This window comes from Halomonas pelophila (genome assembly GCF_040196315.1).
Lineage (GTDB): Bacteria > Pseudomonadota > Gammaproteobacteria > Pseudomonadales > Halomonadaceae > Halomonas > Halomonas pelophila.
In genome coordinates, this window is record NZ_JBEGCI010000007.1 from 137,600 (window position 1) to 152,222 (window position 14,623).

Genomic DNA, 14,623 nt, shown 5'->3' on the forward strand with positions numbered 1-14,623 from the left:
TCGATCGCGGCGATGCGCCTCAGCTCACTCTGCTCAAGACTGGCGCGGGTTGCGCAGGGTCTTGGCGTGGGTGAAGTAGCCGCGCTGGCGCATCAGCTCGCGGCGCAGCTCCGGGTGCGGCGTGAAGCGATCCCGGCCGTGCAGCCAGAAGTGGTTGTTGATCAAGAGGAAGCTGCCCACCGGGTTGGGTACCGAGAGGATCGCCGGGCTTTGCTCCAGCGACTCGGACAGGTCGGTCAGCCAGTTGCCCTCCTCGAAGTCCTTGGGCTGCACGAACTGATCGATGTAGGACATGATCGGCAGGCCCTCGGCATCCACGTCGAAGATCGCATGATAGACGTCCCGGGCGACGTTCTTGCTGGGCGGCGCGGTCCAGCGCAGCTCGCGGCGCGCCAGCGGATGGTGGTAGAAGCGCGCAAGCCCTTCCCAGTCGTCCAGGTGCAGCAGCAGCGAGTCGCCGCCCTGCATGTGTTGCTCGTCGATCTTCATCATCAGCACGTAGTCGGTGTCCTGCTCGACGAAGGTGCCGTCGTTGTGCAGCTCCATCACCCGGTGCGGCTGGCGCAGGTAGCTGTCGGACTCGTCGACGTTCTTCACCACGAAGCGCGCGTAGTACTGGCCGCTCATGGCGTCGAAGTTGGAGCGCCCCATCAGGTGCGCCACGGCGGTGGCGAACTTGACCATCTCCTCGGCCTGCTCGACGTCGTCCAGCCCCTCGGGCGTGACCTGCAGGCCGCCGGTGGCGCGATCCACCAGGGTGTTGATCAGCACCGGCTGCAGGGTGTTGTCGCACAGGTCGTCGAGGATCTTTGCCACCCGGAAGCGCAGCATGGACTTGTACTCGAGCGCCTGCACCGGCCACTCGGCGACGGCCTCCAGGAAGGCCGCGACCACCTCGCGGCCGACGGTGAGCTGCAGCAGCCGCGGCGACTGGGCGGAAGGCGCCAGGGTGAAGCCGCGAAGTTCGGCCGGCAGGGGCATGGCGGTCTCGGGCAGCTGGGTCAGTACGGTCATGTCGGGGCTCCATGTCTTGTATTGATATAAAGTAAAAATATCTACATTTTTAATTTTTGTCAAAAATAAAGGACAGCCGTGGACTGTCCTCGTTCGGGCACCCGGCATCGCCGCCCCGCGACACGCGGGGCGGCGATGCCGTTCAGCGACCGGGGTAGGGATCGGCGCCGGCCAGCTCGCGGCGCATCACGGTGTCGCTGTAGGCGACGCCATAGCGGCGGCGTGACCAGGCGTAGAGCGACAGGCCGATCAGCATCCAGCCGGCGAAGATGATCCACTCGATGGTGGAGAGCGCCGAGGGACTGCCCGGCAGGTACATGCCGATCAGCGCCACCGAGAGGATCACCGACAGCGCCCCCACGGTCTTGCCGCGACGGACCCGGAACGGACGCGCCATCTCGGGCTCGTTGCGACGCAGTGCCACGAAGGAGAGCGCCACGAAGAGGTAGGCGATGACGATGCCCAGGCCCCCGGCGACCACCAGCCACACCAGCGCCTGCCGGCCGAAGAAGGGCGCGAGGGAGGAGAGCAGGCCCATCAGCAGGATGGCGTTGGTCGGGGTGCGATGCTTGGGGTGCAGCTTGGCCAGGAAGGCCGGCAACATGCCGGAGTGCGCCAGGGCGTAGATGGCCCGCGAGCCGCCGATGTAGAAGGCGTTCCAGCTGGTGATGATGCCCGCGATGCCGGCCAGGATCATCAGGTTGCCGGCCCAGGGCGCCTGGAAGGCCGCCTGCATGGCATCCGGCACCGCCAGCGAACTCGCGCCCAGCGCCTCGGGGTCGAGCATCAGCGCGGTGCCGAGGATGATGAAGGAGTACCAGAACACCGCCAGGATCACCGAGATCATCAGCACTCGGCCGATCTCCTTGAACGGCAGGTCGATCTCCTCGGCCGCCTGGGGGATCACGTCGAAGCCGACGAACATGAAGGGGACCATGATGATCACCATCATGATGCCGCCCATCACGCCCTCCTCGACGCTGAACAGCGGCTGCATGGTCTCGGTGCTGCCCTGGAAGAGGGCGCCGGTGATGAACATCACGCCGACCGCCAGGATCAGCAGGGTCACGACCTTCTGCACCAGGGCGGCGGTGCGCACGCCGATGTAGTTGATCGCCATCATCAGCACCGAGCCGGCCACGCCGACGGCGACCCAGGTGGCCTTCACGTCCCAGCCGGCGATGTTCCACATCTGGCCCACGGCATAGTTCGGGAAGAGATGCTCCACCACGGTGGGCAGCGCCACGGCCTCGAAGGCCACCACGCTCACGTAGCCCAGGGTGATGGCCCAGGTGCAGAGGAAGGAGGCGAAGTGCCCCATCGCCCGGTAGCTGTAGACGTGCTCGCCCCCGACCTGGGGCATCGCCGAGGCGAGCTCCGCGTAGGTCAGCCCGACCAGCACGATGATCAGCCCGCCGATCAGGAAGGCGGTGATCGCGCCCAGGCTGCCGGCCGACTGGATCCAGCTGCCGGTCAGCACGATCCAGCCCCAGCCGATCATCGCGCCGAAGGCCAGCGCCAGCACGTCCTTGCGCGCCAGCACTCGCTTCAGATGCGTCTCATGCGACGTCTCGTTGTTCATGTCTGCCTCGTCGTCGTTTGTCGTTATGGTAATTTACGATTTTTCCTAAAAACGTCTACAAAGTAGTAAACGATAGAAAAACGTTCAAGGGATATGAAACGCCATCGACCTAGACATTTGTCGCGACCGGCGGCGCCCCGCCACAGGAAGGTCGGGAAGAAAATGGAATAAATCTCTTTAATACAGATGGTTAGAAATTCGCCACACGAAGGAACCGCCGTGCGAGGGGCCAAGCGACGGCCGCCCGGGAACGTTCGATATTCCACACGACCGGCGCCTCGCCGGGTCCTGCCGCCTGGACGCTTTTTCCCCGAAAATTCCCCGAATGGACACTGGCAAAAACGTTCTTCAGCCGCCATAGTGTGCTTGTCGCAATTGCCAACTGGAGCATCATGAGCACGGCACGTCTTCCCGCCTACGCGGAACCGACCGACCCTCCTCGAAGTAGCCCTGGCCTCGATGTCAGGGATCTGGAAAAACGTACGCGTCTCATGCGTATCATCACACGGCTGATCGCCGTGTCTGACCTGGGCAGCCGCGAGATCGCTCGCCGCGCCGGCCTGCCGATGCAGAAGATCAGCGACCTCCTCTCGGGGAAGCTGGAACATCTCTCGGTGGACGAGCTGCGCCTGGTCTATCACAGCATCGACACGAGCGGGACACCCACGCCGCCCTGATCGATGACCGCCTCGGGCTACCGCCCCGGCCACGAACAGCGAACGCTCCGCCCACCGGCGGGGCGTTTTTTGTTGCCTGGACCGCCTGCTTAATCTCTATTTATTTCAACGACCTGCGCCAACATTACGCCAACATTAAGAGCTTGCTAATTAACCCTTGATCGACGTCAAGTGGCGCGCCTCGGGTCACGGGTAGCCTTCCGGAAAGCTCCTTCCGCCAGTGTGCGGAAGATCCCGCCCCATCCAGGCCACCGGAGGCGCCATGGACCCCATTCGCCGCTCCCTTCTCGGCCAGCTGGCCCGCCTCAGCGCGGGCGCCGCCATGGTGCCGCTCTCGAGCGTCGCCCGCGCCGGCATCAACCAGCAGCCGCCCCGCCGTGAAGGCGATCCCAGCAAGCGTTACGGCATGCTCATCGACCTGCGCCAGTGCATCGGCTGCCAGGCCTGCACGGTGTCGTGCCATATCGAGAACGCCGCCCCGCTGGGCAGCTTTCGCACCACCGTCTCCCAGTACGAGGTGGCGCACCAGGAGACCGGCGAGGTCGCCACCTTCATGCTGCCGAGGCTCTGCAACCACTGCGAGAACCCGGCCTGCGTGCCGGTCTGCCCGGTGGAGGCCACCTACCAGCGCCAGGACGGCATCGTGGTGGTGGACAGCGACCGCTGCGTGGGCTGCGCCTACTGCGTCAACGCCTGCCCCTACGATGCCCGCTTCATCAACGAGCGCACCCAGACCGCCGACAAGTGCACCTTCTGCGCCCATCGCCTGGAAGCCGGCCTGCTGCCGGCCTGCGTCGAGAGCTGCGTGGGCGGCGCCCGGATCATCGGCGACATGCGCGACCCGGACAGCCAGATCAGCCGCATGCTCGACGAGCACCACGATGCGCTGATGGTGCTGCAGCCCGAGAAGAACACCCTGCCCCAGGTCTTCTACCTCGGCATGGACGAACGCTTCGTCACGCGTCCCGAGGCCGAGCCGGTGGCCCTGGACGTCCTCGACCCTCACGGCAAGGAGATGGGCTATGAATTCGGCCATTGAGCTGCTCGCCCCGCGCTACGACATCGCCTGGTACCCCTGGGCGGTGCAGTACTTCTTCATGATCGCCCTCTCCTACGCCAGCCTGTGGCTGGCCGCTCCGGCACTGGTGTTCGGCAAGTCGCGCTGGCTGCCCACCGCGCGCCTGGCACTGCTGGCCTGCCTGACCACCACCCTGGTGGCGCCGGTGGCGTTGCTCGCCGATCTCCATCAGCCGCTGCGCTTCTGGCACTTCTACGCCTACGCCAACGGCCACTCCTGGATGTCGGTGGGCAGCCTGATCCTGCCGCTCTACGTGGTCGCCGTGATCGTGCTGACCTGGCTGGCCTGGCGCCCGGCACTGCAGGCAAACCGTCAGGCACCCGGCCTCTCGGGCTTCATCGCCCGCTGGGCATCGCTGGGCGCGTCGCCGACCCCGCGAGCGCTGCCGGTGGTGGTGGGCCTCGTCGCCCTCGCGCTCTCCACCGGCATCATGCTCTACACCGGCGCCGAGGTGGCCATCGTCAAGGCTCGCCCGCTGTGGCATACCGTCTGGCTGCCGCCGATGTTCGTGGCCACCGGCTTCATCGCCGCGGCGGGCCTGCTGCTGGTGCTCAATCGCGCCAGCGGCCTGCGTGACGCCAGCGTGGTCGGCCAGCTGCTCTGGGTGATGCTGGTCGCCTGCCTGGCGGCGGGCCTGGTCGCCGGCAGCTGGTTCCTCGACGGCATCAACGCCCACGTCGGCTCGGTGGCCGCGGCCCTGGAATCGGTGCGCGGCAGCCCCGAGTGGCGGCGCACCGCGCAGTGGGGCGCGCTCACCGGCGTGCTGCTGTTCGGCGCCGTGCTCTTCCTGCTCACCCGTCCCGCCGCGCGACGTCCGGCGCTCTACGCCTGGGCCTGGCTGCTGGGCCTGGTCGCCCTGCACGTCGGCTGGATGTTCCGCTGGGTGGTGCTGATGGACGTGCAGACCGTGGCCCGCCACAGCGCCGGCTTCCACCACTACGGCATCCCCGCCGGCTCCTCCGGCGTGCTCGGCATCGTCGGCACCTTCGGCCTGTGGCTCGCCGCCCTCATGCTGATCGAGCTCTTCGTGCCGTGGCGCCAGGCGTGCCAGGGCGGCCGTGCCGATGATGTCTCCCCCACGCCCGCCAGCGGTTCCTCACCCGACTCCTCTCACGATCATGCCCCCGAAGGAGCGCCCCATCATGGCTAAGTCGTCCGCAGATCCGTCACGCCGTCGCTTCATGAAGGGCGCCGTCGCCGCCGGCGGCGCCGCCACCTTCGCCGCCGGCTACGCCGACCCGCTGCTCAAGATGGGCAAGGGCCTCACCGGCAGCGCCGGCGAGACGCCCGAGCACCGCATCCACGGCAACTCCCTGGCCCCGGAATACAGGGTCGACCCGGCCAGCGGCGAGCTGACCCTGAATCCCGACCAGCGCCTAGCCTTCACCGTCTGCTATGGCTGCACCACCAAGTGCGGCGTGCGGGTGCGGATCGACAACGACAGCGACCAGGTGCTGCGCGTCGCCGGCAACCCCTACCACCCGCTCTCCGCCGACGAGCACCTGCCGATGCGCACGCCGGTGGCGGAGGCCCTGCGCGGCCTCAGCGCCTACGGCGACCAGGGCCAGCAGAACCGCTCCACCGCCTGCGCCCGCGGCAACGCCATGATGAGCCAGATCGACAGCCCCTTCCGGGTGACGCACTGCCTCAAGCGGGTCGGGGGACGCGGCGGCCGCGAGTGGCAGAGGGTGCCCTTCTCCCAGGTGATCGAGGAGATCTGCGAGGGCGGCGACCTGTTCGGCGAGGGCCAGGTGGAGGGCCTGCGCGCCATCCACGACGTCGAGACCCCGATCGACCCGGCGAACCCCGAGTACGGCCCCAAGGCCAACCAGCTGATGCTGATGGAGGCCACCGACTACGGCCGCTCGGCCATCCTCAAGCGCTTCGCCTTCAACGCCTACGGCACCCGCAACTACGGCCATCACGGCTCTTACTGCGGGCTGGCCTTCCGCATGGGCTCCGGTGCCGTGATGAACGACATGAAGAAGTTCGCCCACGTCAAACCGGACATCCAGAACGCGCGCTTCATCATGTACATCGGCTGTGCGCCCAGCCAGGCCGGCAACCCCTTCAAGCGCCAGGGCCGGCTGATCGCCCAGGCACGCGCCGCCGGCACCCTGGAGTACGTGGTGGTTGACCCGGCGCTCAACGCCTCGTCCTCCCACGCCGCCGACCACAACCGCTGGGTGCCGATCCGCCCGGGCACCGACAGCGCCTTCGCCATGGCGCTGATCCGCTGGCTGCTCGATCATGAGGGCTACGCCAGCGAGTTCCTCGAGATGCCCGGCCAGGCCGCCGCCGACGCCGCCGGCGAGGCCACCCACTCCAACGCCACCCATCTGGTGATCGACAGCGAGGGCCACCCGCGCCGCGGCCACTTCCTGCGCGCCAGCGACCTGGGCCGGGCCGAGGCCGAGGCCGGCGCCGAGGACGACGCGCCGCTGGTGATCGCCGACGGCGAGCTGGTCGACGGCGAGTCGGTGATGGCCGCCGAGCTCTTCGTCGACCGCGAGGTGGAGCTCGGCGCCGCCCAGGACGGCAGCGGCGAGCGCGTGCGCGTCAAGAGCAGCCTGACCCTGCTGCGCGAGGCGGCCCACGAGCAGAGCCTCGCCGACTACGCCGCGCACTGCGGCATTCCCGAGGCGACCATCGTCGAGCTGGCCGAGCGCTACGCCCGTCACGGCCGCCGCGCGGTGGTCAACTGCCACGGCGGCATGATGTCCGGCAACGGCTTCTACTCGGCCTTCGCCGTGCAGATGCTCAACCTGCTGGCCGGCAACCACAACCGCAAGGGCGGCAGCGCCCCGGGCGGCGGCCAGTTCAACGGCGTGGGCCAGGGTCCGCGCTACGACCTGGCCAACTTCCCCGGCAAGCGCGGCCCGAAGGGCATCTTCCTCTCCCGCTCGCGCTTCCCCTACGAGAAGTCCTCCGAGTACCGGCGCAAGGTGGCCGCCGGCGAGGCCCCCTACCCGGCCCGGGCGCCGTGGCGCTCGCTGGCGCCGCCCGCCCTCACCGAGCACCTGCCCTCGGCCCTGGACGGCTACCCCTACCCCATCAAGGCGGTGATCGGCTGCATGGCCAACCCCATCTACGGCCAGGCCGGCCTCGAGGGGCTGATCGCCGACAAGCTCAAGGATCCCAAGCGCCTGGGTCTCTACGTGGCGGTGGACGGCTTCATCAACGAGACCAACCGCTACGCCGACTACATCGTGCCGGACTCGGTGATGTACGAGGTGTGGGGCTTCACCGGCGCCTGGCGGGGCACCCTGGGCAAGATGACCACCGCCTGCTGGCCGGTGGTGGAACCGCGCCAGGAGAAGACCGACGAGGGCGAGCCGGTCTCCATGGAGAGCTTCTTCATCGCCGTGGCCAAGCGCCTGGGCCTGCCGGGCTTCGGCGAGGGCGCCATCCCCGCCGCCGACGGCACCCTGCACCCGCTGAATCGCGCCGAGGACTTCTTCCTGCGCGCCGCGGCCAACGTCGCCTTCCAGGGCGAGCCGCTGCCGGCCGCCGAACAGAGCGACATCGACCACGCCGGCCTGGCGCCGCTGATACCCAAGCTCGTGCGCACCCTGCCGCCCGAGGAGCACGGCCCGGTGGCCTACCTCTACGCCCGCGGCGGGCGCTTCGAGGACTTCTCGGATCACTTCAAGGGCGAGAACCTCACCAGCGCCTGGAAGCGCACCCTGTGCGTCTACAACGAGCGGGTCGGCACCAGCATCAACACCCAGACCGGCGTGCCCAACCGCGGCGTGCCCTGCCACGGCCTGCCGTCCCTGGCCGATGGCCGCGCCATGCGCGAGGTGTTCACCGAGGAGGAGTGGCCACTGCTGGCGTTCTCGTTCAAGTCGAACCTGATGAACTCCTACGCCATCGGCCTCGAGCGGCTGCGCATGATCAAGCCCTACAACCCGGTGATGCTGCATCGTGAGGACGCCGAGCGCTTCGGCATCGCTCACGGCGACGTGATTCGCATCGAGAGCCCCGGCGGCAGCGTGACCGCGCTGGCGCTGGTCGGCGAGGGCGTCGCACCGGGAGCGCTGGCCATCGAGCACGGCTACGGCCACCGCGACCTGGGCGCCACGCCCCACGTGATCGACGGTGAGTCCCAGCCGGACCTCGAGTGGCTGCGCGCCGGCATCAACATCAACGACCTGGGCTTCGCCGACCCGACCCGTCGGGTGGCCGGCACCTGGCTCGAGCCCATCAGCGGCGCCGCCGTGCGTCAGGGGCTGCCGATCCGGGTCACCCGCGTCGAGGCCTGAGCGGCCGCCACGCCGACGCGCACCTACGCCCCGCCTTCCCGGCGGGGCGTTTTTTGTGCGGCGACGATAATGGGGATCCGGCGCCAGTGATCGACGAGAGCCGTGATCGGGAAACCTGGATCAGTGATCGACGAGCCGGGGTCAGCGATCGACGAGATAGTGCACGCTGAACAGCGCCTGGTCATCGAGCCAGACGGCGCCGGACCGGTACCCGGCCCGCGCGGCCAGCGCCTGGAACTCCTCCAGGCGGTACTTGCAGGAGTTCTCGGTATGCAGCGTCTCGCCCGCCTCGAAGGCGAAGCGCCGCCCGTCGAGCACGATGGCCTGGCGCCGCCGACTGACCAGGTGCATCTCGATGCGCGAGGCCGCCTCGTTGAAGACGGCGCGGTGGCCGAAGGCCGCGAGATCGACCTCGGCGCCCAGCTCGCGGCGCATGCGTTCGAGCAGATTGAGGTTGAAGGCCGCGGTGACCCCGGCGGCGTCGTTGTAGGCCGCCTCCAGCCGGTCGCGGGACTTTACGAGATCGACGCCGATCAGCACCCCGCTGCCCGGCGGCAGCGCCCGGCGCAGGCGGGCGAGGAAGGCCTCGGCCTCGGCCGGCGTGAAGTTGCCGATGCTCGAGCCCGGGAAGAAGGCCACCGCGCGGCGCCCCGCAAGGCTCGGCGGCAGCCGCACGCTGGCGGAGAAATCGCCCCAGGCGGCATGCACCTCGAGCCAGGGGTAGTCGGCCGCCAGGCGGCGCGTGCTCTGCAGCAGGAAGTCCCGGGAAATGTCCACGCCCAGGTAGCGGCTGGGGCGCAGCGCCTCCAGCAACCGCCGCACCTTGCGGCTGGCGCCGCTGCCGAGCTCGACCAGCAGGGTATTCGGCCCCACCAGCGCCGCGATCTCATCGGCGGCCGCGGCGAGGATGCCCTCCTCGGTGCGGGTCAGGTAGTACTCGGGCTGCGCGCAGATGGCCTCGAAGAGCCGCGAGCCCCGCGCGTCGTAGAAGTGCTTGGGCGAAAGCGCCTTCGGCGCGGCGCGAAGGCCGTCGATGACGTCGTCGCGAAAGGCGTCTGGCGCCTGCCCGACGTGCTGATCGTGGACGTGCACGGCGATGGTCATCGAGATCCCTCACGAACGACGGGCGGCGACGCCGGGGAGATTCCCGCGCCGGAATCCGGCTAGACTGGGCGGCGGCGCGAGCCCTGGATCCCTCGCGCCACCCTCTCACCAATCTAGAGCGAGCCCCCTCATGCAGCAACCGCAGCAGCCCCCGGGGTTACAGGCGTTACGCGATATCGTGCTGGTCGGCGGCGGCCATACCCACGTCGGCGTGCTGAAGCGCTTCGCCATGCGCCCCGAACCGGGCGTGCGGCTCACCCTGATCTGCCGCGACACCCACACCCCCTACTCGGGCATGCTGCCGGGCTACGTTGCCGGGCACTACGGCTATGACGACGTGCATATCGACCTGCGCCGGCTGGCGGAATACGCCGGGGCGCGCTTCTTCGGCGACGAGGCCATCGGCATCGACCACGACGAGCGCAAGGTGCTCTGCCGCTCGCGCCCTCCGGTGCCCTACGACTGGCTGTCGATCAACATCGGCTCGACGCCCCGCGTCGGTACGGTCAGCGGCGCCGACGCCCATGCCGTGCCGGTCAAGCCGATCCACCGCTTCAACGACCGCTGGCTTAAGCTGCTTGCGCGCATCGAGGCGCACCCCGGCACCACCCGGGTGGCGGTGGTCGGCGGCGGCGCCGGCGGGGTCGAGCTGCTGCTGGCCATGCAGTACCGGCTGGGCCGCGAGTTGGCCGCCCGGGGACGCGATCCGGCCGAGCTCGTCTTTACGCTCTTCACCCGCGGCGAGCGGATCCTGCCGACCCATAACGCCCGGGTGCGCCGGCACTTCGAGGCCACGCTGCGCCGCCGGGGCGTCGAGGTGCATACCGGTACCGAGGTGGTCGCCGTCGAGGAGGGCCGGCTGCAGAGCGACGACGGCACCTGGCACGGCGCCGACGAGATCGTCTGGGTGACCAACGCCGGCGGGGCCGACTGGCTCAAGGGCACCCGGCTGGCGCTCGATGACGACGGCTTCATCGAGGTCGGCGAGACCCTGCAGTCGCTCTCGGACCCGCGGGTCTTCGCCGCCGGCGACATCGCCCACCAGGTCGACCACCCCCGCGAGAAGGCCGGGGTCTTCGCCGTGCGCCAGGGCCGTCCGCTGGCCGACAACCTGCGCGCCGCCGTGACCGGCCGACCGCTGTCGCCCTATCGCCCGCAGCGCGACTGGCTGGCGCTGATCAGCACCGGCGACCGCCACGCCGTGGCCTCCCGCGGCGGGCTCTATCTCGCCGGCGACTGGGCCTGGCGCTGGAAGGACTGGATCGACCGGCGCTTCATGTCCCGCTTCAACGACCTGCCGCCCATGACCCAGGACGCCATGAAGGCCCCGGCCCGCAGTCGGGTGGCGCTGGATGAGGAGGAGAGCGCTCAGGCGATCTCGGCGCTCGCCATGCGCTGCGGCGGCTGCGGGGCCAAGGTGGGGGCCACCACCCTCTCCCGGGCGCTCTCGACGCTTGAGCCGGTCGCGCGCGAGGAAGTGCTGGTCGGCCTGCATGCCCCGGACGACGCCGCCGTGGTGCGGGTGCCGCCCGGCAAGGACATGGTGCACACCGTGGACTTCTTCCGCGCCTTCATCGACGACCCCTACGTGTTCGGCAAGATCGCCGCCAACCATGCGCTCGGCGACATCTTCGCCATGGGCGCCGAGGCGCAGACCGCCACCGCCGTGGCCACGGTGCCCCAGGGGCTCGAGGCCAAGGTCGAGGACACTGTCTTCCAGATGATGAGCGGCGCGGTGGAGGTGCTCAACGCCGCCGACTGCGCCCTGGTGGGCGGGCACACCGGCGAGGGCAGCGAGCTGGCGCTGGGCTTCGCCGTCAACGGCCTGATCGACAGCGCAAGCAAGGGAGAAAGACCTGAGGACGACGGCCGCGCCGGCACCGCCCTGATGACCAAGGGCGGCCTGCGCCCCGGCCAGGTGCTGATCCTCACCAAGCCCATCGGCACCGGCACGCTGTTCGCCGCCCACGCGAGGCTCGCCGCCCGGGGGCGCTGGATCGATGCGGCGCTCGCGAGCATGGTCCAGTCCAACCGCGCGGGGGCGGCCTGCCTGCACGAGCACGGCGCCAGCGCCTGCACCGACCTCACCGGCTTCGGCCTGCTCGGGCACCTGGTGGAGATGACGCGCCCCTCGGGGGTGGATGCCGAGCTCGACCTCACGGCCCTGCCGCTGCTCGAGGGCGCCGAGGAGACCGTCGCCGCCGGCATCCTGAGCTCTCTGCAGCCCGCCAACGTGCGCCTGCGCCGCGCCATCCGCGATCAGGCGGCCTGGGTCGAGCACCCCCGCTACCCGCTGCTCTTCGACCCCCAGACCGCCGGGGGGCTGCTCGCCGGGGTGCCCGTCGAGCGCGCCGAGGCGTGCCTCGCGGCCCTGCACGCCCTGGGCTATGCCCACGCCGCGATCATCGGCCGCATCACCCCCGCCGGCGAGGCGCTGGAGCCCATCCATCTCAAGGGATGAAGGCGGTCGAATGAACTTCGCCGGGACCTGCCCCTGCGCCTACTCACCATGCAGAGGTGTCAGGCGTCCAGCCCGCAGGCGGTGATCACCCGGGCCAGCGCCTCGCGCTCGGCCGCGGGCGTGAACCACGGCGCCCGGGCCGATACCTGGCGGCGCAGCGCCTCGACGAAGGCCGGCTGCGCCTCGGCGCGACGCAGCAGGTCACCCAGCGCCGCGGTATCGGCCACCGGGAAATAGCCGGCATAGTCGCGGCCCAGCAGGCCGCGGTTGCCCGGGATAGCCGAGGCCAGCACCGGCAGGCCCGCCACGCAGGCCTCGCTGACCACGTTGGCGCCCCCCTCCATGCGCGAGCTGATCACCATCAGTCGGGCGCGCGCCATCCACTGGCGCACCCGCCAGCGGGGCAGGTCGCCGAGCCAGCGATAGCGCGGATTGACCGCCATCTCCTCAAAGGCCGCCTTGGCCCAGGCCTCGTCATGGGCGCCGCCCAGCTGGATGATCCGCAGCCGCGAGCCCGGCGGCAGGTCACGCACCGCGAGGGCCGCGCGCAGCGGATCCTTCTCCTCGCGCAGGTGGCCCACCACCAGCACATCCAGATGCCGCCGGCCCGGCCGCGGGGCACCGGGCGGCAGCGGCAGCGCCGACTGGTGGACGATGCGCAGGCGCGGCAGCACGGACGCGGGCAGATCCTCGGCCAGGTCATCATGCAGGCCGACCAGGACGTCCGCCGCCGCGAGGCTCTCCCCGAACGTCTCGGGATGGCTGTGCTGGAAGCGATAGACGTCGGTACCGGTCAGCACAACGGCCAGGGGGCATCCGGGAAAGGCCCGGCGGCAGGCGAGGATGGCCGCGTGGCTGCGCCAGGCGTGCAGCGCCATCACCAGGTCGGGGGGCTTGCCGTCGAAACGGCAGCCCTCCGGGGCCTCCTCCGGGCCGACAACCTTCACGCGGCAGCCCAGTTCGCGCAGCAGGCCCGCCCAACGGGTCGCCGTGGCGCGGTTGCCGGCGTGGGAGCCTCGACCCGCCGGGGTGATCAGGGCTAGTGTCAACAACAGGGATTCTCCTCAACGAGGTCGGCATGCACTCCACCACACTCAGCACACCGCCAACGCCACCGCGGGCCGCCTCCGAGCTGGCGGACATGCTGGTCGATACCCGCCAGCGCAGCCTGGCGCTGATGCACGATACCCTCGATATCCGCGAGCTCGGCCCGCGGCTGGCGATCGTCAACCCGCCGCTGTGGGAGCTCGGCCACCTGGGCTTCTTCCACGACCACTTCGCGCTGCGGGGCCTCTTCGGCCTGCCCGACTACCGGCTCGCCGGCGCCGAGCGGCTGTTCGATTCCGGCAGCATCGCCCATGACGACCGTTGGGCGCTACCGCTGCCCACCCGGGACGAGACCCTGGACTACCTGTGGCGGGTGCAGGAGGCGATGCTCGCACGCCTGCCCGTGGGGGAGGCCGGCGCCGCCCAGAGCTATGTCTACCAGCTCACCACCCTGCACGAGGACATGCACGGCGAGGCCTTCCTCTACACCCGCCAGACGCTGGGCGACCCGGCCCCAGCACTCGGCACGCCGCCGCCGGGCCAGGCGCCCGGCGAGGCCGCAACCGGCGCCCTGCCCGGCGACGTCGCCATTCCCGGCGGGCGCCACCGGCTGGGCGGCGAGGAGACCCTGCCCTTCCGCTTCGACAACGAGAAGCCGCCCATGGAGGTCGAGGTGGCGCCCTTCTCGATCGCCCGGGCGCCGGTCACCAACGCCGCGTTCGCCGCCTTCGTCGACGACGGCGGCTACGCACGGCGCGAATGCTGGAGCGAGGCCGGCTGGCAATGGCGAGAGGGTCAGGGACTGGAGGCGCCCGTCTACTGGCGCCGGGACGCCCGGGGCCGCTGGGAGACCCGCCGCTTCGACCGCTGGCAGCCGTTGCCCCCTCACCAGCCGGTGGTGCACGTCAGCTGGCACGAGGCCGAGGCCTGGTGCCGCTGGGCCGGGCGACGCCTGCCCAGCGAAGCGGAATGGGAAGTGGCCGCCAGCCGCGCGCCCAGCAACGACGGACGGTCTCTGGCGCCCGGCAAGCGACGCTTCCCCTGGGGCGAGGCGACGCCGGATGCCGGCCTCGCCAACCTGGACGGCTGGCGGCTGGGCCCTGTTGACGTGGCCGCGCTGCCCGAGGGCGACAGCGCCTTCGGATGTCGCCAGATGCTCGGCAACGTCTGGGAGTGGACGGCCTCGCCCTTCGCCCCCTTCCCGGGCTTCGCGCCCGAGCTCTACCGCGACTACTCCGCCCCCTGGTTCCAGGAGGGGCGCTACGTACTGCGCGGCGGCGCCTGGGCCACTCGCTCGCGGCTGATCCATACCGCCTACCGCAACTTCTTCACCCCGGATCGCCACGACGTGCTGGCCGGCTTTCGCACCTGCGCACGATGAGCGCCGGCCTCGGG

The 14,623-nt window shown here is 70.0% G+C and carries 10 protein-coding genes; 6 read left to right on the top strand and 4 right to left on the bottom strand.

From position 1 onward, the window contains the following. Positions 1–33: 33 nt before the first annotated feature. Together glaH and ABE957_RS09885 are read right to left on the bottom strand one after the other, a co-directional pair. Positions 34–1,014, bottom strand: a complete 981-nt coding sequence (glaH, locus tag ABE957_RS09880; RefSeq protein WP_349758508.1) for a glutarate dioxygenase GlaH — start codon at positions 1,012–1,014, stop codon at positions 34–36. 142 nt (positions 1,015–1,156) lie between these two features. Further along, on the bottom strand, positions 1,157–2,596 hold the full coding sequence (locus ABE957_RS09885; RefSeq protein ID WP_349758509.1) for an APC family permease: 1,440 nt from the start codon (positions 2,594–2,596) through the stop codon (positions 1,157–1,159). 392 nt (positions 2,597–2,988) lie between these two features. On the opposite strand from ABE957_RS09885, the gene ABE957_RS09890 reads away from it, so the two are divergent. From ABE957_RS09890 to ABE957_RS09905, 4 genes are all read left to right on the top strand, one after another. Further along, complete coding sequence (locus ABE957_RS09890) at positions 2,989–3,273, top strand: XRE family transcriptional regulator (RefSeq protein WP_349758510.1); 285 nt, start codon at positions 2,989–2,991, stop codon at positions 3,271–3,273. 262 nt (positions 3,274–3,535) lie between these two features. Beyond that, positions 3,536–4,312 carry a sulfate reduction electron transfer complex DsrMKJOP subunit DsrO gene (dsrO, locus tag ABE957_RS09895; protein ID WP_349758511.1) on the top strand — a complete coding sequence of 259 codons (777 nt, stop codon included), beginning with the start codon at positions 3,536–3,538 and terminating at the stop codon, positions 4,310–4,312. Next, complete coding sequence (gene nrfD / locus ABE957_RS09900; protein WP_349758512.1) at positions 4,296–5,501, top strand: NrfD/PsrC family molybdoenzyme membrane anchor subunit; 1,206 nt, start codon at positions 4,296–4,298, stop codon at positions 5,499–5,501. Before dsrO ends, nrfD begins: the two co-directional genes overlap by 17 nt. Then, entirely contained in the window at positions 5,494–8,616 is a 3,123-nt protein-coding gene (locus ABE957_RS09905) for a molybdopterin dinucleotide binding domain-containing protein (RefSeq protein WP_349758513.1), read from the top strand. The genes nrfD and ABE957_RS09905 overlap by 8 nt, the downstream gene beginning before the upstream one ends. A gap of 141 nt (positions 8,617–8,757) precedes the next feature. On the opposite strand, the gene egtD is transcribed toward ABE957_RS09905, so the two are convergent. After that, positions 8,758–9,720, bottom strand: a complete 963-nt coding sequence (gene egtD, locus ABE957_RS09910; RefSeq protein ID WP_349758514.1) for an L-histidine N(alpha)-methyltransferase — start codon at positions 9,718–9,720, stop codon at positions 8,758–8,760. Between the two features lie 130 nt (positions 9,721–9,850). On the opposite strand from egtD, the gene selD reads away from it, so the two are divergent. Beyond that, entirely contained in the window at positions 9,851–12,181 is a 2,331-nt protein-coding gene (selD, locus tag ABE957_RS09915; RefSeq protein WP_349758515.1) for a selenide, water dikinase SelD, read from the top strand. A 59-nt stretch (positions 12,182–12,240) separates the two neighbouring features. Here selD and senB read toward each other — a convergent pair whose 3' ends face one another. Next, entirely contained in the window at positions 12,241–13,233 is a 993-nt protein-coding gene (senB, locus tag ABE957_RS09920) for a selenoneine biosynthesis selenosugar synthase SenB (protein WP_349758516.1), read from the bottom strand. Positions 13,234–13,259: 26 nt separating this feature from the next. Here senB and senA point away from each other — a divergent pair, with 26 nt between their 5' ends. Then, the gene (gene senA / locus ABE957_RS09925) at positions 13,260–14,609 is read left to right on the top strand and encodes a selenoneine synthase SenA (RefSeq protein ID WP_349758517.1); all 1,350 of its coding nucleotides are present in this window, start codon (positions 13,260–13,262) and stop codon (positions 14,607–14,609) included. Positions 14,610–14,623 lie beyond the last annotated feature (14 nt).

What these genes read in the sequence shown, in the direction of transcription:
- glaH (WP_349758508.1), bottom strand. Translation starts at nt 1,014, where the DNA reads ATGACCGTACTGACCCAGCTGCCCGAGACCGCCATGCCCCTGCCGGCC.
- ABE957_RS09885 (WP_349758509.1), bottom strand. Translation starts at nt 2,596, where the DNA reads ATGAACAACGAGACGTCGCATGAGACGCATCTGAAGCGAGTGCTGGCG.
- ABE957_RS09890 (WP_349758510.1), top strand. Translation starts at nt 2,989, where the DNA reads ATGAGCACGGCACGTCTTCCCGCCTACGCGGAACCGACCGACCCTCCT.
- dsrO (WP_349758511.1), top strand. Translation starts at nt 3,536, where the DNA reads ATGGACCCCATTCGCCGCTCCCTTCTCGGCCAGCTGGCCCGCCTCAGC.
- nrfD (WP_349758512.1), top strand. Translation starts at nt 4,296, where the DNA reads ATGAATTCGGCCATTGAGCTGCTCGCCCCGCGCTACGACATCGCCTGG.
- ABE957_RS09905 (WP_349758513.1), top strand. Translation starts at nt 5,494, where the DNA reads ATGGCTAAGTCGTCCGCAGATCCGTCACGCCGTCGCTTCATGAAGGGC.
- egtD (WP_349758514.1), bottom strand. Translation starts at nt 9,720, where the DNA reads ATGACCATCGCCGTGCACGTCCACGATCAGCACGTCGGGCAGGCGCCA.
- selD (WP_349758515.1), top strand. Translation starts at nt 9,851, where the DNA reads ATGCAGCAACCGCAGCAGCCCCCGGGGTTACAGGCGTTACGCGATATC.
- senA (WP_349758517.1), top strand. Translation starts at nt 13,260, where the DNA reads ATGCACTCCACCACACTCAGCACACCGCCAACGCCACCGCGGGCCGCC.